This is a genomic window from uncultured Bradyrhizobium sp. (assembly GCF_936928535.1).
In the GTDB taxonomy this organism is placed as follows: domain Bacteria; phylum Pseudomonadota; class Alphaproteobacteria; order Rhizobiales; family Xanthobacteraceae; genus Bradyrhizobium.
Map to the genome: position 1 here is coordinate 111,910 of NZ_CAKZHY010000172.1, position 21,964 is coordinate 133,873.

The 21,964-nt window shown below is 63.7% G+C and carries 20 protein-coding genes; 18 read left to right on the top strand and 2 right to left on the bottom strand.

All coding sequences use genetic code 11. The features are described 5' to 3' along the window. Positions 1-8: 8 nt before the first annotated feature. On the bottom strand, positions 9-662 hold the full coding sequence (locus Q0687_RS34895; RefSeq protein WP_298887341.1) for a TetR/AcrR family transcriptional regulator: 654 nt from the start codon (positions 660-662) through the stop codon (positions 9-11). A gap of 278 nt (positions 663-940) precedes the next feature. Between Q0687_RS34895 and Q0687_RS34900 the strand changes: the two genes are divergently transcribed. From Q0687_RS34900 to Q0687_RS34910, 3 genes are all read left to right on the top strand, one after another. After that, positions 941-1,948 (top strand): HlyD family secretion protein, encoded by a 1,008-nt coding sequence (locus tag Q0687_RS34900; RefSeq protein WP_298887344.1) that lies wholly within the window; start codon positions 941-943, stop codon positions 1,946-1,948. After that, positions 1,945-3,441 (top strand): MDR family MFS transporter, encoded by a 1,497-nt coding sequence (locus tag Q0687_RS34905; RefSeq protein WP_298887347.1) that lies wholly within the window; start codon positions 1,945-1,947, stop codon positions 3,439-3,441. Before Q0687_RS34900 ends, Q0687_RS34905 begins: the two co-directional genes overlap by 4 nt. A gap of 88 nt (positions 3,442-3,529) precedes the next feature. Further along, positions 3,530-4,468 carry an aldo/keto reductase gene (locus Q0687_RS34910; protein ID WP_298887350.1) on the top strand — a complete coding sequence of 313 codons (939 nt, stop codon included), beginning with the start codon at positions 3,530-3,532 and terminating at the stop codon, positions 4,466-4,468. 9 nt (positions 4,469-4,477) lie between these two features. On the opposite strand, the gene Q0687_RS34915 is transcribed toward Q0687_RS34910, so the two are convergent. Beyond that, the gene (locus Q0687_RS34915; protein ID WP_298887352.1) at positions 4,478-7,315 is read right to left on the bottom strand and encodes a winged helix-turn-helix domain-containing protein; all 2,838 of its coding nucleotides are present in this window, start codon (positions 7,313-7,315) and stop codon (positions 4,478-4,480) included. A gap of 365 nt (positions 7,316-7,680) precedes the next feature. On the opposite strand from Q0687_RS34915, the gene Q0687_RS34920 reads away from it, so the two are divergent. From Q0687_RS34920 to Q0687_RS34990, 15 genes are all read left to right on the top strand, one after another. After that, a complete protein-coding gene (locus Q0687_RS34920) occupies positions 7,681-8,670 on the top strand; it encodes a tripartite tricarboxylate transporter substrate binding protein (RefSeq protein WP_298887355.1) in 990 nt (329 codons plus the stop codon). Positions 8,671-8,936: 266 nt separating this feature from the next. Beyond that, positions 8,937-10,283: an extracellular solute-binding protein gene (locus tag Q0687_RS34925; protein ID WP_298887357.1), complete on the top strand. Its 1,347-nt coding sequence runs from the start codon at positions 8,937-8,939 to the stop codon at positions 10,281-10,283. Between the two features lie 147 nt (positions 10,284-10,430). Continuing rightward, positions 10,431-11,345 carry a sugar ABC transporter permease gene (locus Q0687_RS34930; RefSeq protein WP_298887460.1) on the top strand — a complete coding sequence of 305 codons (915 nt, stop codon included), beginning with the start codon at positions 10,431-10,433 and terminating at the stop codon, positions 11,343-11,345. After that, on the top strand, positions 11,342-12,295 hold the full coding sequence (locus tag Q0687_RS34935) for a carbohydrate ABC transporter permease (protein WP_298887359.1): 954 nt from the start codon (positions 11,342-11,344) through the stop codon (positions 12,293-12,295). Before Q0687_RS34930 ends, Q0687_RS34935 begins: the two co-directional genes overlap by 4 nt. Then, complete coding sequence (locus Q0687_RS34940; protein ID WP_298887362.1) at positions 12,292-12,504, top strand: hypothetical protein; 213 nt, start codon at positions 12,292-12,294, stop codon at positions 12,502-12,504. The genes Q0687_RS34935 and Q0687_RS34940 overlap by 4 nt, the downstream gene beginning before the upstream one ends. A gap of 6 nt (positions 12,505-12,510) precedes the next feature. Then, the gene (locus Q0687_RS34945) at positions 12,511-13,608 is read left to right on the top strand and encodes an ABC transporter ATP-binding protein (protein WP_298887367.1); all 1,098 of its coding nucleotides are present in this window, start codon (positions 12,511-12,513) and stop codon (positions 13,606-13,608) included. Then, positions 13,601-14,608: an ABC transporter ATP-binding protein gene (locus Q0687_RS34950; protein ID WP_298887370.1), complete on the top strand. Its 1,008-nt coding sequence runs from the start codon at positions 13,601-13,603 to the stop codon at positions 14,606-14,608. Before Q0687_RS34945 ends, Q0687_RS34950 begins: the two co-directional genes overlap by 8 nt. Beyond that, positions 14,605-15,219, top strand: coding sequence for a dihydroxyacetone kinase subunit DhaL (dhaL, locus tag Q0687_RS34955; protein ID WP_298887373.1), 615 nt, complete (start codon positions 14,605-14,607; stop codon positions 15,217-15,219). The genes Q0687_RS34950 and dhaL overlap by 4 nt, the downstream gene beginning before the upstream one ends. Beyond that, entirely contained in the window at positions 15,216-15,602 is a 387-nt protein-coding gene (gene dhaM, locus Q0687_RS34960) for a dihydroxyacetone kinase phosphoryl donor subunit DhaM (protein ID WP_298887375.1), read from the top strand. The genes dhaL and dhaM overlap by 4 nt, the downstream gene beginning before the upstream one ends. Further along, positions 15,595-15,909 (top strand): HPr family phosphocarrier protein, encoded by a 315-nt coding sequence (locus Q0687_RS34965; protein ID WP_298887378.1) that lies wholly within the window; start codon positions 15,595-15,597, stop codon positions 15,907-15,909. Before dhaM ends, Q0687_RS34965 begins: the two co-directional genes overlap by 8 nt. Further along, the gene (gene ptsP, locus Q0687_RS34970) at positions 15,887-17,512 is read left to right on the top strand and encodes a phosphoenolpyruvate--protein phosphotransferase (protein WP_298887381.1); all 1,626 of its coding nucleotides are present in this window, start codon (positions 15,887-15,889) and stop codon (positions 17,510-17,512) included. Before Q0687_RS34965 ends, ptsP begins: the two co-directional genes overlap by 23 nt. After that, positions 17,509-17,940 (top strand): hypothetical protein, encoded by a 432-nt coding sequence (locus tag Q0687_RS34975; protein ID WP_157332153.1) that lies wholly within the window; start codon positions 17,509-17,511, stop codon positions 17,938-17,940. The genes ptsP and Q0687_RS34975 overlap by 4 nt, the downstream gene beginning before the upstream one ends. A 37-nt stretch (positions 17,941-17,977) precedes the next feature. Further along, positions 17,978-18,967 (top strand): dihydroxyacetone kinase subunit DhaK, encoded by a 990-nt coding sequence (gene dhaK, locus Q0687_RS34980; protein ID WP_298887391.1) that lies wholly within the window; start codon positions 17,978-17,980, stop codon positions 18,965-18,967. A gap of 458 nt (positions 18,968-19,425) precedes the next feature. Next, positions 19,426-20,973 carry a sugar ABC transporter ATP-binding protein gene (locus Q0687_RS34985; RefSeq protein ID WP_298887394.1) on the top strand — a complete coding sequence of 516 codons (1,548 nt, stop codon included), beginning with the start codon at positions 19,426-19,428 and terminating at the stop codon, positions 20,971-20,973. Beyond that, complete coding sequence (locus Q0687_RS34990) at positions 20,970-21,962, top strand: ABC transporter permease (RefSeq protein WP_298887397.1); 993 nt, start codon at positions 20,970-20,972, stop codon at positions 21,960-21,962. The genes Q0687_RS34985 and Q0687_RS34990 overlap by 4 nt, the downstream gene beginning before the upstream one ends. Positions 21,963-21,964: the final 2 nt, after the last annotated feature.

The window sequence follows — 21,964 nt, forward strand, 5'->3', positions numbered from 1 at the left end:
CCCCGATCTCAGGCGGGCATCGCACTCTCGCGCGCTTTCGGCCGACATCCGCAGATCACGTCCACGGCCTTCCGGGCAAGTTCTCGCAACTCATTGCGGCGGCCGCCGGCGCGCGCGCGAATGGCGATCGTCTGCATCGTCGCGGCCGCAAGGATGGCAAGCGCAACTGGATCGGCGTCCGGTTTCAATTCGCCTTCGATCTGCGCGCGACGGAAGCGGGCTTCGAAATCGGCGTCGATCGCGCGCAGACCGGCTGCAACGCTGCTGCGGATCTCGGCGTCTTCCGCAGTTTCGGTCACCGCGGTTCCGACTACGAAGCAGCCGCGTGTGGTTCCTTTGCCGGAAAAATAGATCGATAGAGCTGCCTCATAGGCCAGCATCAAGGCTTCGTCCAAGGGATGGTCCCCTGCGAGGGCCTCGCGGGTGGCGGCCAGACTTGTCTCCCAATAGCGCGCGAGCGCTTCGAGATAGAGCGCGTGCTTGTTGCCGAATACCGCATAGAGGCTTGGTGGACTCATGCCGGTCGCCGCCGCGACCTTGTCCAGTGATGTGCCGGAATAGCCGGTTCTCCAGAATGTTTCTAAGGCCCGTTTGAGCGCCGTCTCCGCGTCATAGGCGGGGGGGCGTCCGCGGCGCGCCGTGCCAGTCTTCTTCCGTGCCATATCGCCAGGATCCCGATTGCGATGTTCTACACGTATATTTGTATGGATCGTTATAAAAATCAATAGGCCAGTGCCTTGATCGCTGCATAAGGGCAAGATATTTGTAACGTACGTTATTAAAAGATATAAGGACGAACACGATGGGTCTGAACTTTGCGCCAATCGCCGGCTGGCTGGGCGATCGCAGGAGCTTCCGCGGGAGCGAAGCCGCCGCACCGCTGTTCGGGGCGGATCGTGTCAAGCGGCTGCGCCGGCCCCTCATGGTGGCGCTGCCGGCCGTGGCCGCCGTGCTCGGCGTCCTCATGTATGTGGCCCAGGAAGGCTATGTTTCGACCGACGACGCGTTCGTGCGGGCCGCAAAAGTGACCATCAACGCACGGGTGTCCGGCCAGGCGGTCGAGATCGCCGTGCGCGACAACGAGCGCGTTCGACAGGGCCAGGTCCTTTTCCGGATAGATCCGGAGCCTTATCAGATTGCCGTCGATCAGGCCGAGGCCCGGCTCGGGAGCGCGCGGCTCCAGATCGAATCCCTCAAGGCGACCTACCGTCAGCAGCAGGCCGAACTGCAATCGGCGGTGGATACGGCTGCTTTCGACGAGCGCGAGTTCGACCGCAAGAAGATGCTGGTGGCTTCCGATTTCACGCCGCGTGCGGTCTATGAGCGGGCCGAAACCGATCTCAAGGTCGCGCGTCAGCGCACGGCATCGATCGAACAGCAAATTGCCAATACGGTCGTTGCGCTCAACGGCGACCCCGAGACTGACATCGATCGCCATCCGACAGTCCGTGCGGCCAAGGCACAACTCGACCGCGCACGGCTGGATCTCTCTTACGCCACCGTGAGGGCGCCAGACGACGGTGTCGTGACAAAGGTCGACGACCTTCAGGTCGGCGGGTTCGTCGCCGCGGGGGCGCCGACATTCGCGCTGATGTCGAGCCGGGATGTCTGGGTCGAAGCGAATTTCCGTGAAACTGGCCTCACTCACATGCGTCCGGGCCAGGACGCCGAGATCGATGTCGACGCTTACCCGGACCGAAAATTCAAAGCGCATATCGTCAGTATGAGTCCGGGCACCGGGTCGGACTTCTCGGTCCTGCCGCCGGAGAACGCGACCGGCAACTGGGTCAAGGTCGTTCAGAGGCTGCCGGTGCGCCTCGAACTCGACGATCCCGATCCGAGCCGGCCGCTGTTCTCGGGCATCAGCGTGACGGCGCGCATCGACACGGGTCATCGCCGAAACTGGATGCATCTGCCCCAACCCGCGCTCGCGACGGAGGTCAAATGAGTACCCCCCTCCCATCGACCGCCGCGAGCCGCGGTCATCACACGATTGCCGCGGCGACGCTCCTGGCGACATATATGCAAGCGGTCAACATTTCCGTGCCGAACGCCGCGCTGCCGCACATCCAGGCGACGCTCTCGATGGCCAACGACGAGGTTGGCTGGGTGTTCTCTTCGTATATCGCGGCAAGCGCCGTCACCATGTCGATCACGCAATGGCTCGCGGCGCGCTATGGCCGGAAGACGATCTATCAATCCGCTCTTGCCATCTTCGCGCTTGGTCTCGTGCTGAATACGCTGACAACGACGTCCACCCAGTTCGTGCTGGCCAGGATCGTCCAGGGCGCGGCGAGCGGACCACTGGCGCCGCTGTCGCTGGCGATTCTGCTCGAGGTGACGCCGGCGCCGCGGCATGCGCGTATGAGCTTGGCGTGGACCGCTTGCTCCTTGCTCGGCATCAGCACCGGTCCCGCCATTGGCGGCTGGCTCAGCGAATATTACGGCTGGCAATCGATCTTCCATTTCAGCCTGCCGATGGTGGCATTCATCTTCCTGACGATGGCGCCGCTGCTCAGCGAGAAGCGCGCGGAGCGGAGCAAGCCCTTCGACTTCTTCGGCCTGGCGACATTCTCCGTCGGCATGATCGGGCTGCAGATGTTGCTGGATCGCGGCGAGCGCCTCGAGTGGTTTGCCTCGACGGAGATCTGGATCGAAGCGGGCACCTCGGTACTGGGCTTCTACCTCTTCATCGTGCACGTCATGACGACGAGGCAGCATTTCCTGCGCACGGTCTTGTTCAGCGATCGCAACCTCGTCCTGTCGACGGTGATCTCCTTTGCGCTCGGTTTCGTCCTGCTGCCGACATTGGCGCTGACGTCCCCGATGCTGGAGGAGTTGCTCAATTACCCCGTCGACACCACCGGCTACATGACCATCCCGCGCGGCGTGGCGCTGGTGGGAGCGCTGGTGCTGACGAGCCTCGCCCCGGGGCAGGCCGACTACCGGACGTTCCTCGTGGGTGGGATGACGCTGGTGGTCTATGCCAATTGGCTGATGCTCGGCTATTCGCCGGCGATGGATTGGCGGCCGGTTGTTGAAGCCGGCTTCCTTCAGGGTGCAGGTCTCGGCATGTCGTTGCCGGCGCTCGCCAAGGTCGCATTCGGAACTCTCGACCCGAAGCTTCGCCCGGAAGGCGGCGCGCTGATCAACCTGTCGCGGCTCTATGGCAGCACCATCGGCATCGCCGTTGTCCAGTTGTTCTTCTATGCCAACACGCAAGCCATGCACATCGCGCTCGCCAAGCACCTCACGCCGTTCCGTGTGGCGGCGAACACGGCGGGTTCAATCGGGAAGCCGGGCCTTGCCGCCCTCAATGGCATGGTCACGCACCAAGCGGCCACCATTGCAGTGATTGATCAGTTCGAGATCCTGATGTTCGCCATGCTCGTCGTGATGCCGCTCGCCTTCTTTCTCCGCAAGCCTCGACCCTCCGGTTAACTTGAGAGGGGAAACGCATCACGCGTTCAATTTCGATCGCCTCCTTCCGCGCTGGTGCGGAAGCGGAGGACCAGCAAAGGAGTTCAACATGACCACATCCGATTCCCTTCGCTACACGGCGATTCCTACACATGCTTCCGTGACAATTCCCGCTGTCGGGTTTGGCACGCTGATTCCGGATCCGGTTGTGACCAGGCAGGCCACAAAGGGAGCCCTGGAGGCAGGATTTCGGCATCTCGATTGCGCCGAGCGCTACCGCAACGAAGAGGCGGTCGGCGATGCGCTGCAGGAAGCGTTCGAAGCGGGAAGGCTTCGGCGACGGGACCTGTTCGTTACGACCAAGCTGTGGAACACCAATCATCGGCCGGAGCGGGTCAAACCAGCCTTCGACGCGAGCCGCAGGCGGCTACGGCTCGATGATATCGACTGCTATATCATTCATACGCCGTTCGCTTTCCGGCCTGGCGACGAGCAGGACCCGAGGGACGAGCGCGGGCAGGTCATCTACGATTCTGGAGTGACGTTGGCAGAGACATGGCAGGCGCTCGAGCGGCTCGTCGACGAGGGGCATTGCAGATCGATCGGCCTGTCGGACATCACCCTGGAGAAGCTGCGCGAAATCGTTGCGGTCGCGCGGATCAGGCCAGCCATGGTGCAGGTCGAATCTCATCCGTACTTGCCGGAATGGGAGCTGCTCGACTTCTGCCGCGAGCATGGAATTGTCCTGCAAGCGTTTGCCGCGTTAGGACACGCCATGAAGCCGAACCTGCTGGCCGACCCGGTGATCACGGCCATCGCGGAGCGCCTGCGCAAGACGCCGGCTCAGATCGCGCTGGCATGGGCCGTGCAGCGCGGCTCCGCCTTCCTGACCACCTCGACGAACCCGAGGCGTATTCAGGAAAACTTCGATATCTCGGCTCTGCCCGAGGACGCCATGCAAGAGATGCGAGAGCGGATCACGACCAATATCAGGTTCAACTCGGTGGTCGAGACCGGCGTCCCCGGCTTTATTCCGCGAGCCGTATGACTTGAACAATCACGCCCGCAATTGCGCGATCAAGTCGCGCGCGATCCGCATGTCAGCGATATCGGGTTCCTCGGTCAGCGCGTTCCATGCTGTCTCCAGAACAGGGAGTGCCTCTGCGCCCTGACCTTGTCGAATCCTGAGCTGCGCGATGCTGATCGCGCAGCGCAGCTGCCAGAAGTGAGCGCCTTGCCGTGCTGCCAGGTCCATGGCTTCATGAAAGCAGGCGTCGGCGGCTTCCGCTTGCGGGGATTCCCTCAAGCTCAGCTCACCCTTGATGCGCAGCAGCTCCGGCAGATACCAGCGTTCCTGCCTGTCGTTGCAGCGCGCCAGCGCGTTCTCGATCGCGTCGAAGCCGTGATGGACCTGGCCGGCCCGTCCGAAACACGCCGCGAGCTCGCCCAGCAGGGGCAGGAAACGCGGCAGGAAGCGCGCATCGCCGGCGCGATTGAGTTCGTCTCGCAGCAAGGGCAAGCCGGTCTCGACATCTGTGCGCTTTGCGAGGACCAGCGCGTTGAACGCGCGGGCCCATAGCCCCCATAGCCGGATGGCGTGGCGATCGGCATGTGCGAGCAGCTCGGTCCCGTAGCGCTCGGCAGCATCATAGTCCCCGGCCAGATAGGCGATCGGGCAGGCGGCCTGTCCGAGCGCGCTACAGAAGGTCAGCGCGTGGCCGTTGGCGCGGCCTTCGTGAATGTTCTGCTCGGCAAGTGCCAGGGCCTGATCGGCATGACCCTGGAGCCAAAGGATGCGGGCGCGAAAATACTGCGTCGAGATCCGCAGATCGAGCGGGAAGATCTTTGGCTTCTCAGCCAACACATGCAGGGAGGCATTGACGCGGTCGATACGGATCCGTGCCTCGCTCTGGTCTCCGAGATAATGCAGCGCGACGGCCATCAGCCGGTCCGCCAGCATGAGATCGGTCTTGTCAGACGAGTTCGCGGCAGCTTCAGTGAAACGGTCGGCGAGCGCGCGCGCCTTGCCAAATGCCCCGTTGTTGAACTGGTCGATGCACAAGCCCCAGAGTGCCCGCAACCGGAAGTCCTTGTCGTCGAGCTTCTCGGCCAGTTCAAGCGTGGCCTCGAGGATCGGGCGGGCCTCGCGTGCGCGTCCTTCTCCGTACATCAGCGACCAGCCGAGCGCTGCCAGGAGCTGCATGCGCACGCGCTCGTCGTCATGATCTCCAAGCGCGGCCAGCGCCGTCCTGGCGCGCTCGCGACACTCGGCGAACAACGAAAGCCGGATCCAGAGCGTGACTGCCACAGCCGTCAGCGCGATACCGAGCCGTGCATCGCCTTCTGGCGAAAAGGCCCAATCCAGCGCTGCGCGCAGATTGTCCAGTTCGGTGCCGTAGGTGCCAAGCCAGTCCGACAAAGGAGAGGAGGTTTCGGCTTCAGCGCGGTCGAACAGGCCGTAAAAATATTCGGCATGCCGCTGTGCGATCCGCTTCGCTTCACCGGCCTCGTTCAGCTTGCCGACCGCATAGGTGCGCGTGGTATCCAGCAGGCGATAGCGCAGCGTGCGGGCGCCTGACGTTGCGATCAGCGACTTCGTGACGAGATTGTCGATCGCCTCCATGGTCGCGGCGGCGCTGAGCCCGTCGCCCGAGGCGACGGCGGCAGCCGCCTCCGGCGTGAACGGCCCGGCGAACACGGACAATCTCCGCAAGATCGCGCTCTCGGATGCTGGAAGCAGGTCGTAGCTCCAGTCGAGTGCGGCGCTGAGCGTCTGGTGTCGCGGAATGGCGGTGCGTCGGCCACGCCATTGCAGCGAAAAGCGGCTGTCGAGCAGGGATGCCGTGCCGGCGATGCCGTAGGCGTTGACGCGGCCCGCAGCGAGCTCGATCGCAAGCGCGATGCCGTCGAGGCGGCGGCAGATGTCCGCCACCAGCGGCGCCTCTTCTGCGCTGAGCTGAAACGGTCCGGAGCTCTGCGCGATACGTTCGACGAAGAGCTGGGCCGCTGGATAGGCGAGCACGTCGCTCACGGCGAGGTCGTCGCGCTGGGGCGGGCAATCCAGCGGAAACAGTCGGAAGATCCTTTCGCCTTCGCTGCGAAAGGATTCCCGGCTGGTGGCCAGCACGTGCAATCGCGGTACTTCGCGGACCATGCGCTCGACCAGCGGCGCGAGGGTCTCCAGCACGTGCTCGCAGCTGTCGAAGATCAGCAGCGTCGATTTCGCCTGCAGGTGCGTCAGCAGCGCCGGGACCGGATCCTCCGCATTGATCGATAGTCCGAGCGTCGATGCGATGGTGATTGCCGCCAGTTCGGGCTTCCTCACCGGTCCGAAGTCGACAAAGAACACATGCCCGTCGAAATGGGCAAGCCGGCGGTGGCCGACGGTCACGGCGACTGCGGTCTTGCCGATGCCGCCGGGGCCGACCACCGTCACGAAGCGATGCATCGTAAGCCCGGTCGAAATCTTCTCGATGACGTCGTCTCGTCCGATCACCCGCGCGAGCGGAGAGGGAAGGGAGCGGGGCAACGGGATATCGGTCGAGGGAGCAGGAGGCGCGGCAGCAACCTGGGTGAGAGATGCGACGAAGCAATAGCCGCGCCCCGGGACGTTGACGACATAGCGGGCCGACTTGCCGGTGTCGCCGAGTGCCTTGCGCAGCGCTGCGATGTGGAAGCGGAGGCTGCCATCGTCCACGTTGACGTCTGCCCAGACGCGCTTGACGAGCTCGCGCTTGTCGACGACTTCGCCGGGCCGCTCCGCCAGGAAGATGAGGATGTCGAGCGCGCGGCCGCCAACGTGAAGATGCGCGCCGTCCTTCTCCAGGAGTCTCGACTTCGGAAACAGTCGAAATGGCCCAAAAGAAATGGCCGAGTCTTGGTTGTTATCTGACACGTGCCATCGCCCCCACAGCGGGGAGTCAAAATTGTTTGACCTTGTCCTATCAGAACGAAGCGTCCAGTAAACTGGACGAAAGCAGAGGGGGCCGCTTCAGGTGCACGCGAGCGAGTTCGGCGCGCTTGGAATATTGCTGTCGGATGAATGGTTTAGGCTTGTGGACGAAGTTGGCTCATCCGCTGAGCTGCCTGTCTTACGCAGGGAGCGTAGTCGAAAAACGGATGGACCTTCCCATTTTGCGCACAACCCGCGATTGGCCCACGCATCGAATGCGCCATTGACGATGGCTGCCTCCTGCTGCGAATGGAGCTTTGGGAGCCGGTCCCGCCTCTGATCAAAGCTTACGACGTTCGGAATAGGACATGCCTTCCCTTTCGCGACGAGATTTCGTCAATGCGGCTACGTTGGCCGTTGCACTCCCCGCACTTTCGCGCAGCGGGAAAGCCGCTGATTATCCATCGCGGCCCATTCGGCTCGTGATTCCCTATGCGGCCGGCGGCTCGGGTGATCAGATCGGACGCCCCTGGGTCGAGAAGATGTCATCTCAACTCGGTCCGACGTTTGTGGACAATGTTGGCGGTGCGGGCGGCGCGATCGGCACGAGCGCGGTGGCGCGCGAGAAGCCCGATGGTTATTCGCTGCTGCTGGGAAACGGCAGCACGCAGGTCATCATCCCGCTGACGACGCCAAATCCTTCGTATTCCATCGGGGATTTCCGGGCGATCTATCGCCTGATCAGCAGTGCGCTGGTTTTCGCCGTCCATCCGTCGCTGCCGGCCACGGACCTGCAAGGCCTGATCGCCTATGCCAGGAGCAAGCCGGGTACGCTGTCCTATGGAACCCCTGGAATCGGCACCGGCAATCACCTCGTGGGCGAGCTGTTCAAGCAGCAGGCCGGCGCCCTGGATATCGTCCACGTTCCCTATCGGGGCATAGCGCAGGCCACCAACGACCTCGTGAGCGGTCAGATATCTCTCATCGTTGCCGTCATGTCGGTTCAATTGCAGCAACTGAGCCGGGCCGGCAAGGTCAGGTTGCTTGCCGTCACGACTGACAGGCGCCTGAGCGGCGCGCCTGAGATCCCGACCGCGATTGAGTCAGGCATGCCCGATCTCAGCTACGAGGGATGGTTCGGCCTGTTCGCGCCGAAAAACACCGAAGATGCGATCATCGATCGCATCGCGCGGGCGACACGGGTGGCGATGGCGGATCCAGCACTGCAGGCGAATTATCGCGCGCAGGGTATGGAGCCCGACGGCGATTCGAGTCCGGAGAAATTCCAGCGGGTGGTCGATGCCACTTCGGCAAGCCTTGCGCCAGTGATCAAATCAATCGGGCTTCAGGCGCTGTAAGCGCATCGATGCTTCGTGTGTTGTACGCGGATTACAATCTCCGCGGGCTGGCATGTCGGCGGCCGAAGAACTGCGCTTGCAATGTTTAGTAAATCGTGCACTACTAAACAAATCGAGCCTACCGGGCCTGTAGAATCCGGGTGGCGCGAGGAAACACCAGTTTAGTTACTCAGCTCGTCATGGACTGTGTCGCTCTGCTCGAAGCATTCGAGCGGGTAGGAAAGCCGCGCCATGTCGATGGCCGGTCCACTCGGAGGGAACGTGTAATGAAACGAACGATGAAGACGTTTGTAGTGGCATGCGGGGCTGTTGCCGCCGCGCTCGGTGTCGGAGCGGGCACCACGCCCGCGCAGGCGCAGGGCAAGACCATCACGTTGTGCTGGGCCGCATGGGACCCGGCCAACGCATTGGTCGAATTGTCGAAGGACTTCACCGCCAAATCGGGTATCGGTATGAAGTTCGAATTCGTGCCGTGGACCAATTACGCCGATCGCTTCCTGAACGAACTCAATTCGCACGGCTCGCTGTGCGACCTCATCATCGGCGATTCACAGTGGATCGGCGGCGCTGCGGAGAACGGCCAGTACGTCAAGCTCAACGATTTCTTCAAGAAGGAAGGAATCAGCATGGACGACTACATGCCGGCCACGGTGGTCGGTTATTCCGAGTGGCCGAAGAACACGCCGAACTACTGGGCGCTGCCGGCGATGGGCGATGCGGTGGGCTGGACCTATCGCAAGGACTGGTTCGCGCGGCCGGACGTGCAGAAGGACTTCAAGGCCAAGTACGGCCGCGACATCGGCGTGCCGAAGACGCTCGATGAGCTCAAGGACATCGCGCAGTTCTTCCAGGGCCGCGAGATCGACGGCAAGAAGGTCTATGGCGCCTCGATCTACACCGAGCGCGGCTCGGAAGGCATCACCATGGGCGTCTCGAACTACCTCTACGATTACGGCTTCAAATACGACGATCCGAAGAAGCCCTATGCGATGGACGGGTTCGTGAACTCGGCAAGCGCCGTGAAGGGGCTCGAAGCCTACAAGGAGCTCTACAAGTGCTGCACGCCGCCCGGTGCCTCCAACTCCTACATGTCGGAAGGGCTTGATGCCTTCAAGTCCGGCCAGGTCGCGCTGCAGATGAACTTCTTCGCGTTCTTCCCGGGCCTCTACAAGGATCCGAATGTCGGCGGCGACAAGATCGGCTTCTTCGTCAATCCGGCCGGTCCCGCAGCGCAGGCTACGCAGCTCGGCGGACAAGGCATCTCGGTGGTCTCCTACTCCAAGAACCAGGCCGAGGCGCTGCAATACATCAAGTGGTTCTCCGGCGGCGACGTCCAGAAGAAGTGGTGGGCGCTCGGCGGCTATTCCTGCGCCAAGTCCGTGCTGAACGATCCGAGCTTCCCTGGTAGCGCGCCCTTCGCCAAGGAGTTCCTGCAGTCGATGGGCATGGTCGTCGACTTCTGGGCCGAGCCGTCCTACGCCCAGTTGCTGCAAGCCGAGCAGAAGCGCGTGCATGATTATGTGGTGGCCGACAAGGGCACCGCGCAGGAAGCGCTCGACGGTCTGGTGAAGGACTGGAAGGCGATCTTCAAGGAAGAAGGCAAGAAGTTCTGAAGTCAGCTGCCCGGAGCGCGTACGCTCGCGCTCCGGGTTTCCTTCGAGATGACCGGCGATGTCGCGACGTCGACACCCCGAGTGCCAGGATCGGTCGCTGCAATGAACGAATTGAGTGCCTCTTCGCGGATCACATATCGGGCCGTCATGGTCCGGCCCGGTGTGACGCGTCGTATTCGGGGCCTGTCGGACCGGGCGCTCGCCTGGCTCTTCATCACGCCGACGATCGTGCTGCTGCTTGCGATCAATATCTTCCCGCTGCTCTGGACGATCTATCTGTCGTTCACGAATTACCGCGCCAACCGATCCAACGTGCCGACGATCTGGCTCGGCGCGGACTGGTACCAGTCGATCCTGACCGATCCCGACATCTGGGCGGCGATGCAGGTCACCGCGCATTTCGTGATCTGGACGGTGGTGATCGAGACCGTTCTCGGATTCGGCCTCGCCTATCTCATCGACAAGAAATTCCGCGGCCACGGCATGTGGACCACGATCATCCTGCTGCCGATGATGCTGTCGCCCGCCGTCGTCGGCAACTTCTGGACGTTCCTGTATCAGCCGCAGATCGGATTGTTCAATTACGTCGTCGCCTTCTTCACGGGACGCGCGGCTTCGTCCTTCCAGATGCTGGGCGACGTCACGCTGAGCCCCTGGGCCATCGTCATCGTCGATGCCTGGATGTGGACGCCTTACGTGATGCTGATTTGTCTCGCCGGCCTGCGTTCGATCCCCGACTACATCTATGAAGCGGCGGAGGTCGATCGCGCATCGAAATGGCGGCAGTTCTGGTCGATCACGCTGCCGATGGCGCTGCCCTTCATCATGCTCGCGGTGCTGTTCCGTGGCATCGAGAATTTCAAGATGTTCGACATGGTCAATCTGCTTACCGGCGGCGGCCCGGGATCGACCACGGAAGTTGCCTCGATCACGCTCAAGCGGGCGGCGTTCGAGAGCTGGCGCACCGGCTATTCCTCGGCCTTCGCGATCATCCTGTTCGTGACGGTGTTCGGGCTCGCCAACATCTACGTGAAAGCGCTGAACAAGGTGAAAAGCCGATGACCTCAGCCACCTCAGCCCATTCGGTCGTTGAGCCCACGGCCACGACGCGGCGCTTTGCCGGCTCGCTGGTCGTGCTCTACGCCATCATCACCATGATCCCGCTGGTCTGGATCATGCTGACCGCGTTCAAGTCGCCCGACGATGCGATCTCCTATCCGCCCAAGGTGTTGTTCAAACCGTCGCTCGAGGGCTTCTGCAACCTGTTCACGACGCGCTCGCGTCAGACACCCGAGTTCATCCGCTCGCTGGGGCCGCCGCAGGGGATGTGCGACGAGATCGCACGCAGCCGCAATATGGTGGTCGCCGGTCCCTCGAACTATGTGCCGCGCTTCGTCAATTCGCTGATCATCGCGTTCGGCTCGACCGTGCTCGCGGTCGCGCTCGGCACTCTGTCGGCCTACGGCTTCTCGCGGTTCCGCGTGCCGCTGAAGGATGATCTGCTGTTCTTCATTCTGTCGACCCGGATGATGCCGCCGATCGCGGTCGCGATCCCGATCTATCTGATGTACCGCACCATCGGATTGTCGGACACGCGGCTCGGGATGATCCTGCTCTACACCTCGGTCAACGTCTCGCTCGCGGTCTGGCTGCTCAAGGGCTTCATCGACGAAATCCCGCGCGAATACGAGGAGGCCGCGATGATCGACGGCTACACCCGCTTCCAGGCGTTCGTGAAGGTGGTGCTGCCGCAGGCCACGACGGGGATCGCGGCAACCGCGATCTTCTGCCTGATCTTCGCCTGGAACGAATACGCCTTCGCGGTGCTTCTCACCTCGGGCAACGCGCAGACGGCGCCGCCGTTCATTCCGATCATTATCGGCGAGGGCGGGCAGGACTGGCCCGCGGTGGCCGCCGGCACGACGCTGTTCCTGATCCCGATCGTGGTGTTCACGGTGCTTCTGCGCAAGCATCTGCTGCGCGGCATCACCTTTGGAGCCGTGCGCAAATGAGCGTCGATGTCACCCCATCCATCGCGCGAGGCGGTCTTGTCGACCGTCTGCTGCGCCGCGGCCCGCTCGAAGCCGTGGCGACCACGATCATCGCCGCCGGCGTCGTGATGCTGATGCAACCATTCTTGCTGACGCTGTATTCCTGGTCGTTTGCGACGACCCTGTTCGGCACGGTGATGTTCACCATCGTGTCCAAGGTGCGGGAGTAAGGCGCGATGGCACAGATCAAGGTCGAGGCGCTCGACAAATCCTTCGGTGATTTTCATGCGGTCAAGTCCGCCAGCTTCACGGTGGAGGATGGACAGTTCCTGTGCCTGCTGGGCCCTTCCGGCTGCGGCAAAACCACGACGCTTCGCATGATCGCCGGCCTTGAGCTGCCGACGGCAGGCACTATCCGGCTGGATGGCGAAGACGTGACCATGAATCGCGCGTCTGCACGCGACATCGCGTTCGTATTCCAGCTGTTCGCGCTCTATCCGCATATGAATGTCCGGCAAAACATCGGCTTCCCCCTGAAATGCGAGGGCATGGGCGCGGCCGAGCGCGACCGACGGGTCGTCGAGGCCGCGCGCATCCTGCGGATCTCCCATCTGCTCGATCGATCGGTGTCGGGGCTTGCCGGCGGCGATCGGCAGCGGGTTGCGCTTGGACGAGCGATCGTACGCAAGCCGAAATGCTTCCTGATGGACGAGCCGCTCGGCGCGCTCGACACCGAGATGCGCGAGGCCATGATCCATGAGCTGCGTGCCTTGCACGACCGACTCGGCGCGACCACCGTCTATGTCACGCATGACCAGCTCGAAGCCATGGCGATGGCCGACAGGATTGCGGTGATGAACAACGGCGTGGTCGAGCAGGTCGCAAGCCCGCGCGACATCTATGACCGGCCGGCTTCGCTGTTCGTTGCGGATTTCATCGGATCACCGCCGATGAATTTCCTGCCGTTCCGCGGCGGGTTGCAGACCGGTGCAGAGGCGATCCGGCTCGGCGAACGGGACGTTGCGATTCCCCCTGCGCGCGAGGCTATGGCGGAGAGCGAGCTTGTGCTCGGCGTACGGCCCGAGCATGTGCGCTTCACGGATCGCGGCATGGTGCGCGGCGAGGTCTATGGCACGGAGTATCTGGGCACGACGCAGATCGTGACCGTGACGACAAGCTACGGCGCGCTCAAGGCCCGCTCACCCAGCAGCAGATCGTTTCGGACCGGCGAGACGGTCGGGCTCGACTTCCGGCCCGATACGCTGTCGATCTTCGACAAGGCGTCGGGGCGGGCCATTCGCACGGCGCTGCATGAGGGAGCCGCGCATGGCTGAGGTTGAGATCGTCTCCGTTTCCAAGGCCTTCGGCAAGACGCAGGCCGTGAGCGGGTTGTCGCTGACCGTCGGTGACGGCGAGTTTGTGGCATTGCTCGGGCCGACCGGTGCCGGCAAGACCACTGCGCTTCGTTTGATTGCCGGATTGGAGCAGCTGGATTCGGGCTCGATCCGTATCGACGGGCGCGATATGACTGCTGCGGCGCCGGCGGACCGCGACGTTGCCTTTGTCTTCCAGCAATATTCGCTGTATCCGCACCTTACCGTGTTCGAGAACATGGCCTTCGCGCTGCGTGCGCCGACCCGCCGTGTGGCCGAAGCCGATATCCGCACCAAGGTGCAGGAGGTGGCGCGTCTGCTGCACATCGAAACCAAGCTGGACAACAAGGCGACGCAGCTGTCGGGCGGGCAGATGCAGCGCGTCGCGATCGGCCGGGCGCTGGTGCGTTCGCCCTCGATCTATCTGATGGACGAGCCGCTGTCCTCGCTCGATGCCAAGCTGCGTGGCGAGCTGCGGCTCGAGCTGAAGCGGATTCAGGTCGAGCTCGGCGCGACAATCCTCTATGTCACCCACGATCAGACCGAAGCCATGACCATGGCCTCGCGCATCGGCGTGATCGAAGGCGGACGGTTGATGCAGATCGGCACGCCGCGCGAGATCTACGAGAACCCGATCAACGCGCATGTCGCGGCAAGGCTGGGCCAGCCGGTGATCAATCTGCTGCCGGCGGCCCTGTTCGGCAGCGCACCGGTGGGCGCCGCAACAGTCGGCGCGCGGACCGAGCATCTGACGATCGCGCGCGGCAGCGGCGATGTCTCGGCGACGGTCAAGCGGGTCGAGCATCTCGGCGACCAAAGCCATCTCCATCTCGACCTTGCCGGCCGACCGGTTGTGACCTTGGCGGATCCCGAGGCAGGCTTCGGTGCCGGAGATGTCGTGTCGCTCCGTCTCAACAAACCGCTGTTTTTCGATGCGAATGGCTGGAGGGTGGCGGCATGAGCCTTGATCGGGTAGCCAGGGAAAGATTGGTGCGAAGGCTGGCGGGTTCGGTGATCGAGCACGCGGACGAGTTGACGAGCCTCGACCAGGCGATTGGTGATGGGGATCACGGGCTGAACATGAAGCGCGGTTTCGAGGCGGTGCTCGCGGCACTGCCTGGCCTTGCCGACAAGTCGCTGCCCGAGATGCTGAAGGCGATTGGAATGACGTTGGTGATGAAGGTCGGTGGCGCGTCGGGGCCGCTGGTGGGAACTTTCTTCATGGAATTGGGTAAGGCCCTACCGGAGCAGCCGGGCCGGTCGGATCTGGTCGCCGCGACGGAGAAGGCAATCGATGCCGTCAAGGCGCGCGGCCGTTCGGAGGCGGGGCAGAAGACGCTGCTCGATGTCCTGGTGCCGGTTCACGCTGTCCTGGCGGGAGGCGGTGATGCCAGGGCGATCGCGACGGAGGCTGCGCAAGCGGCCGATCGCACCACGCCCATGCTGGCGATTCGCGGCCGCGCGTCGTTCCTTGGCGAACGTTCCATCGGTCATATGGACCCGGGCTCGCGCTCGACGTCCCTTCTGATCGGCGCAGCTGTTGAGATACTGGAGTTCGAGGTCAATCCATGAGCAATGTCGGAATTGTCATCGTATCGCATTCGCCGAAGATCGCGGAAGGCGCGGCCGATATGGTGCGCCAGATGGTCGGGGACGCGGTGCCGCTGGCCTGGACCGGCGGCGATGTCGATGGTGGCCTGGGCACGAACGTTGCCGGAATCCTCGAGGCGATCGAGACGGCCTGGTCGTCGGCGGGCGTTGCAATCCTCGTCGACCTCGGTGGTGCCGAGACCAATTCGGAGATGGCGGTGGAGATGCTCCCCGAGGATCGTCGCGCGCGCGTCCTGGTTTGCAATGCCCCGGTGGTCGAGGGGGCGGTGATCGCCGCGACCGAGTCTTCGGGCGGCTCGCCGCTGGCCGCCGTCAAGCGCAGTGCGGAGGAATTCTATGCATGATGCCAACGTCAACCGGGCGGCTCAGTCCTTCGCGCCGCTGACTGCCTCCGCGGTTCTGGTCAATCCGGTCGGCCTGCATGCGCGGCCGTCGGTGAAGCTCACACAACTGGCAAAGGGCTTTACCGCGAAGATCGAGATTGCGCTTGCGGCCGAGGGCCCTTGGACCGACGCCAAGAGCCCGGTGAAGGTGATGCGCGTGAAGGCGCCGCAGGGCGCAACGCTGCATTTCCGCGTCAGCGGTCCTGATGGCGAGGCGGCGCTCGCGGCCATGCTGGCGCTGGTGCATGACGGTTTCGGCGAGGCGTAGAATCGTGGGCGAGATCCATCTCACCGGCCATCCTGCGTCGCCCGGTCTCGCCATCGGCCCGGTCGCGGTGCTGACAAGCGAAGTGGCGAGCAGGGCCGCCAAAGGCGATCCGGCTCAGGAAGCCGCAGCGCTGAAGGTGGCGATCGAGGGAGCAGCAAGCGAGCTCGCCGATCTGATCGCGACGGTTCACGGTGAGGCCGCGGAGATCCTGGAGTTCCAGGTTGCGATGCTCGGCGACGATGCGCTCGCGGAGGCGGCTTACGAAGCCATTGCCGGCGGTACGGCCGCCGATGAAGCCTGGCGCGCGGCACTCGAAGCCGAGATCGCGGGCTATCGCGCGGCGGATGAGGAATATTTTCGGGCGCGTGCCGCCGATCTCGTCGACATTCGCGATCGCGTCCTCGCGAGCCTGAACGGCGCAGGAACGATCGCAACGATCTCCGGCGATTCCATCGTCACCGGTGATGATATTTCGCCGTCCACGTTCCTCGCCGTTGACTGGACTCGTGGTGGCGCCATTGCGCTGGCCGCCGGATCGCCATCGTCGCATGTCGCGATGCTCGCGCGCTCGCGTGGCGCTCCCATGGTGGTAGGGTTGGGGCCGTTGCCATGGAACGGACAGCCGCCGTCACTGGCGCTGGTCGACGGTGACATCGGCACCGTGATCTTCGATCCCCAGCCCGAAACGCGCCGCTTGTTCGAGCATCGCATGGCAGCCGCGAATGCCGCGCAGATTGCTGCCGATGCTGGTCGCCTCAAGCCGGCGCTGACGGCGGATGGACGCCGTATCGCCGTTCTTCTCAACGTCGCTGCGCCCGAAGAGCTCGCGAGTCTCGATCCCGCGATCTGCGACGGCATCGGTCTCGTACGGACGGAGTTTCTGTTCGAGGGATCGAGGGGCCTTCCGGGCGAGGATGCGCAATATCAGGTCTACCGCCGCATTCTCGAATGGGCCGAAGGGCGGCCGGTGACGATCCGCACGCTCGATGCCGGCGGCGACAAGCCGATCCCCGGCGTGACTGTCGATGACGAGCGCAATCCATTCCTGGGCCTGCGCGGTATCCGGCTCTCGCTGGCGCGGCCGGAGGTGTTTCGCGTGCAGCTGCGGGCGCTGTGCCGCGCGGCGATCCACGGGACACTGAAGGTGATGCTGCCGATGGTCGCGGTTCCCACGGAGCTCAACCGCGCCAACGCCATGCTGGATGCGGAGCTTGCAGCCCTCACGGCGGAAGGCGTCGCTTGCGCCAGGCCACCGCTCGGCATCATGGTCGAAGTCCCGTCGGCAGCGCTCTGCGCCGACGATTTCAGTGCGGCGTTCTATTCCATCGGGTCCAACGATCTGACCCAATACACAATGGCCGCGGCGCGCGACATCGGTGCTGTCGCCGACCTCAATGATGCCGGCCATCCCGCGGTGCTGGCGCTGATCGCGCGGACGGTCGAGGCCGGGCGCAAGCGCGGCGTCGAGGTCTCGCTCTGCGGCGATGCCGCGGGCGACACGCGCCTGACGAATGCGCTGCTGGCGACAGGCTTGACGACGCTCTCGGTCGCGCCGATTGCGGTGGCGCGGCTCAAGGCCGCCATTGCCGGGGTGACCGCATGAGCGACGATGCAGGCGAGGACGCAAGCCGGCCGGGGGACAGCAATGTCGCGGACTACAAGCTGATCCTGCGGCGAGCGCTCGACAACCGGCCATCAGGGACGCGGCTGAAGCTCGCGGCGGCGCTCGGCAAGAACCGCTCCTTTGTCAGCCAGATCACCAATCCGGCCTATCTGGTGCCGATCCCGGCCAAGCATGTCGCGATCATCTTCGAGGTCTGTCATCTCTCCGGCACCGAGCGCGCGGCTTTTCTCGAGGCCTATGGGCGCGCGCATCCGGGGCGGCTGCGCGGCGCGCACCGCGAGGCGCGCACGCGCGTCGTGACCGTGACGGTGCCTGACCTCGGCGACGACAAGAAAAATCGCGCGCTCGAGCAGCTCATCGTCGACTTTGCTGCCCAGCTCGCGCGTTACGCCGAAAGCATCGGCTGACGAACTCGAAACGCAAAAAGACCTCAGGGAGGACGCCATGAAAAAGCTGATCAACAGCACTGATGCAGTGCTCGAAGAGAGTCTCGATGGGCTCGCGGCCGCGCATGCCGATATCCTGCAACTCGGCGCCGACAGGAAGTTCGTGCGCCGCCGCAATCTGAAGCCGGGCAAGGTCGCGTTGATCTCGGGCGGCGGCTCCGGACACGAACCGCTTCATGCGGGTTTTGTCGGCCATGGCATGCTCGATGCCGCCTGTCCGGGCCAGGTCTTCACGTCACCCACGCCGGACCAGATGATCGAGGCGGCCGAGGCCGTCGACACCGGTGCAGGCGTGCTCTTCATCGTCAAGAACTATGAAGGCGATGTGATGAATTTCACCATGGCCGCCGAGATGGCCGGGCGTGAGGTTGCAAGCGTGGTGACCAATGACGACGTTGCGGTCGAGAAGTCGACCTACACGACCGGACGCCGCGGCGTCGCAGGTACGCTGATCGTGGAAAAGATGGTTGGCGCTGCGGCGGAACAGGGCGTGCCGCTCTCAGCGCTCAAGGCGCTTGGCGATGACGTCAACAGGCGCACCCGCTCGATGGGCGTGGCGCTATTGCCTTGCACCGTTCCGGCGGCGGGACGGCCGAATTTCACGCTGGCTGACAACGAAATGGAGATGGGCGTCGGCATTCACGGCGAGCCGGGTCGCCGCAGGGTGCCGCTGGCGTCTGCCGATGCTATCGCAGCCGACATAGTTGGCGCGATTCTGGATGATCTCGAGCCGACCAAGGGCAGCGAAGTTCTGCTTCTGGTCAACGGGTTCGGCGCCACGCCGCTGATCGAGCTCTATTTGTTGGTCAACAGCGCCAAGCGCATTCTGGACGGGGCAGGGATCTCGGCTGTGCGGTTCCTGACGGGCTCCTATGTGACGTCCCTCGACATGGCCGGCGCTTCGATCACCGTCTCCGTGCTCGATGGCCAATCGAAGGAATTGTGGGACGCTCCGGTGCATACCGCCGCCCTACGCTGGCGCACGTGACCGCGGAAACCAGGCGCGATCACCAACGATATGGCCGAAGTCGCCCGATGACGGATCGGGGCGAGGGTTCGGATAGCAGCCGGTGTGAACCGGCCTTAGTCAGCCTCGCACGACCTGTGCGATCCGCGCGACGTGCTACGGAGGCAATCTCGGTCGCTGGATAAGGAACTTGGTGTCGGGCCAGTCGTGCCCCGCCAGGACGCGTTCCGATATCAAGCAAATCTTCCTGAGAAGCGTCGGCCGCCCCTGCCGACGCCCGCTGTCGCTCGACCGGCGGCGGCGCCGGCACCCGTTCGAACTGGCTCGGAAGCGGGATCTCCCATTGACAGGTCGCCCCGTCTGATAGAATTATAACAAGATAAGTTGCAAAAATAACAATATGTCACCATCGTACCAGCGTCTCGCGGGGGCGACGGGAGGAAAGTTTGGAATTGTCCGGTTCGGTTGCAGCAGAATCTGTGCCGTCGACCTCGCTCGTGATGGTCCGCGCCATCAACAAGCGCTTCGGCGGCGTGCGAGCGCTACGCGACGTCAACCTCGAGGTCCGGGCCAGTGAGGTGCATGCGCTGCTGGGCGAAAACGGCGCCGGCAAGTCCACGCTGATCAAGATCCTTAGTGGTGTTCACGCCGCCGACGCCGGCACGATCGAGATCGCCGGCAAGCCGGTGGAATTCGACAGCCCGGCGAAGTCGCGCGAGGCGGGGATCGCCGTCGTTTATCAGGACCTCAGCCTCGTCGAATCCTTGAGTGTTGCAGACAATTTGTTGCTCGGTCGCGAGCCGCGCACGGCTTTCGGCTTTGTCCGGCGCCGCGCGCTGATGGCGAGGGCCGAGGCGTTCCTGAAAGAACTCGGCATCCCCCTGGATACGAGGGCGTCCGTCGGCTCATTGCCGTTCGCCTACCGTCAGATGACGGAGATCGCGAAGGCGCTGATGGGCGAGGTGCGCCTCCTGATCCTCGACGAGCCGACGTCGTCGCTGACATCGGATGAAGTCCGTATCCTGTTCGATGCGATCGGGAAGGCGACGCGCCGCGGCGTCGGCGTGATCTACGTGACCCATCGCCTCAACGAAGTCTTCGAGATCTCGCAGCGCGTCACGGTGCTGCGCGATGGCGCCAATGCCGGCACGTTTGTCACCACTGATACCGACATGAAGCGGCTGGTGAACGCCATCGTCGGAACCGATCGATCGGTATCGATTGGTGCGCGTACTGAACCTGCTGCAAAGCGCGAACTGGACCCGTCGCCGGTATTGTCGTTTTCCAGCGTATCCAACGACCGGCTTCGTGCCGTCGACCTGTCCGTGCGGAAAGGCGAGATCCATGGCCTCGCCGGATTGATCGGCAGCGGACGCACGGAAATTCTGGAGACGGTGTTCGGCCTGCGACCGATCGAGAGCGGCGCAATCGAAATCGAAGGTCGCCGCTGGCTACCGAGCGGGCCTGCCGACGCGATCGAGCGGGGCGTTGCGCTGGTGCCGGAAGACCGGCACGTGCAAGGCCTTGTCCTCGATCATTCGATCGAGCGGAACGTCACCTTGCCGCGGATTCCACACTTCTCGCGCTGGGGCTGGATGCAGCAACGCGCCGCGGCCAGGCGTGCGGAAAGCGCGGTCGCAAGGCTTGCGGTGAAAGCGCCGGGCGCCTCGAGCCTGGTCAGGACGCTCTCCGGCGGCAACCAGCAGAAGGTCGTGTTCGGAAAGTGGAATGATCCGCGGCCGCGCGTGCTGCTGCTGGACGAGCCGACCGTGGGCGTCGATGTGGGCGCACGCGAGGAAATTTACGCCGTGATCCGCAATGCCGCGCGCGACGGCAGCGGAGTCCTCGTCGTCTCATCCGACCTCGTCGAGCTGATCGAGCTCTGCGACCGCATTTCCGTGATCGTCAACGGGCATGTCGCTCGAACGCTAGTGCGCGGCGAGATCGACGATGCCGAAGAGCTGCACCATCTCCTCCAGATGTATCAGGCCTCCGGGCTGAGCCTATCGCAAGAGTTGTCCGCATGACCGAACTGATTGCTCCCAACGTCGTCGCCGCGTCGACCCGGTCCGACCGTCGTCGCAGGATTCTCCAGAATTTGCTGCGGGGCGAGCGGCCCTACATGCTGTACATCGCCTTCGTGATCCTGCTTGTCGTGTTCAGCCTGTCCTCGCCCTGGTTCCTCTCGGTCGATAACTTCCTCAACATCGGGCGACAGACGACGCTGGTGTCGATCATCGCGGTCGGGATGACCTTCATCATCATCGCGCGTCAGATCGACCTGTCAGTTGCATCGACCTTGGCGCTGTCAGGCATGGCGGCGGCGCTGGCAATGAGCCAGATCAACAACAGCTGGATCGTGGGCGCTGTCGCCGGGCTCGGCACCGGCGCGCTGGTCGGGCTGATCAACGGCATCCTGACCACGCAGCTGTCGATCCCGTCCTTCCTGGTGACGCTGGGCTCGCTGAGCATGGCGCGGGGCCTCGCGATGATGGTGACCAACACCAAGCCTGTCATCATCACCAATGAGACTTATTTTGCGATCTTCGGCGAAGGCACGTTCCTCGGCATCCCGGTTCCGATCGCCTGGACCTTGGCAGCGATGATCGTCGGCATCCTGCTGCTGCATTACAACGTGTTCGGCCGTCGCATCTATGCCGTCGGCGGCAACCCGACCGCGGCACTCTATTCCGGCATCAACACCAAGCGGATCACGACGGCGGCCTTCGTCCTCACCGGCACGCTGGCAGGTCTCGCGGCACTGGTGCTGTCCGCACGCTCGCATGCCGCGCGGCCCGATGTCGTGCAGGGCATGGAGCTTGACGTCATCGCCGCGGTGATCCTCGGCGGCTGCAGCCTGTTCGGCGGGCGCGGCTACATCCTGGGAACGCTGTTCGGCAGCTTGATCATCGGCACGCTCAACAACGGCCTCGTGCTGCTCGGCGTGAGCTCGCCGATGCAGCTCGTGATCAAGGGCGCGATCATCGTGGCCGCCGTTGCCTTCACGAAACGCTAGTC

Bases quoted from the DNA above. Each gene is read 5' to 3' on its own strand.
- Q0687_RS34895 (WP_298887341.1), bottom strand. From the start codon at position 662: ATGGCACGGAAGAAGACTGGCACGGCGCGCCGCGGACGCCCCCCCGCC.
- Q0687_RS34905 (WP_298887347.1), top strand. From the start codon at position 1,945: ATGAGTACCCCCCTCCCATCGACCGCCGCGAGCCGCGGTCATCACACG.
- Q0687_RS34910 (WP_298887350.1), top strand. From the start codon at position 3,530: ATGACCACATCCGATTCCCTTCGCTACACGGCGATTCCTACACATGCT.
- Q0687_RS34920 (WP_298887355.1), top strand. From the start codon at position 7,681: ATGCCTTCCCTTTCGCGACGAGATTTCGTCAATGCGGCTACGTTGGCC.
- Q0687_RS34925 (WP_298887357.1), top strand. From the start codon at position 8,937: ATGAAACGAACGATGAAGACGTTTGTAGTGGCATGCGGGGCTGTTGCC.
- Q0687_RS34930 (WP_298887460.1), top strand. From the start codon at position 10,431: ATGGTCCGGCCCGGTGTGACGCGTCGTATTCGGGGCCTGTCGGACCGG.
- Q0687_RS34935 (WP_298887359.1), top strand. From the start codon at position 11,342: ATGACCTCAGCCACCTCAGCCCATTCGGTCGTTGAGCCCACGGCCACG.
- Q0687_RS34940 (WP_298887362.1), top strand. From the start codon at position 12,292: ATGAGCGTCGATGTCACCCCATCCATCGCGCGAGGCGGTCTTGTCGAC.
- Q0687_RS34945 (WP_298887367.1), top strand. From the start codon at position 12,511: ATGGCACAGATCAAGGTCGAGGCGCTCGACAAATCCTTCGGTGATTTT.
- Q0687_RS34950 (WP_298887370.1), top strand. From the start codon at position 13,601: ATGGCTGAGGTTGAGATCGTCTCCGTTTCCAAGGCCTTCGGCAAGACG.
- dhaL (WP_298887373.1), top strand. From the start codon at position 14,605: ATGAGCCTTGATCGGGTAGCCAGGGAAAGATTGGTGCGAAGGCTGGCG.
- dhaM (WP_298887375.1), top strand. From the start codon at position 15,216: ATGAGCAATGTCGGAATTGTCATCGTATCGCATTCGCCGAAGATCGCG.
- Q0687_RS34965 (WP_298887378.1), top strand. From the start codon at position 15,595: ATGCATGATGCCAACGTCAACCGGGCGGCTCAGTCCTTCGCGCCGCTG.
- ptsP (WP_298887381.1), top strand. From the start codon at position 15,887: ATGACGGTTTCGGCGAGGCGTAGAATCGTGGGCGAGATCCATCTCACC.
- Q0687_RS34975 (WP_157332153.1), top strand. From the start codon at position 17,509: ATGAGCGACGATGCAGGCGAGGACGCAAGCCGGCCGGGGGACAGCAAT.
- dhaK (WP_298887391.1), top strand. From the start codon at position 17,978: ATGAAAAAGCTGATCAACAGCACTGATGCAGTGCTCGAAGAGAGTCTC.
- Q0687_RS34990 (WP_298887397.1), top strand. From the start codon at position 20,970: ATGACCGAACTGATTGCTCCCAACGTCGTCGCCGCGTCGACCCGGTCC.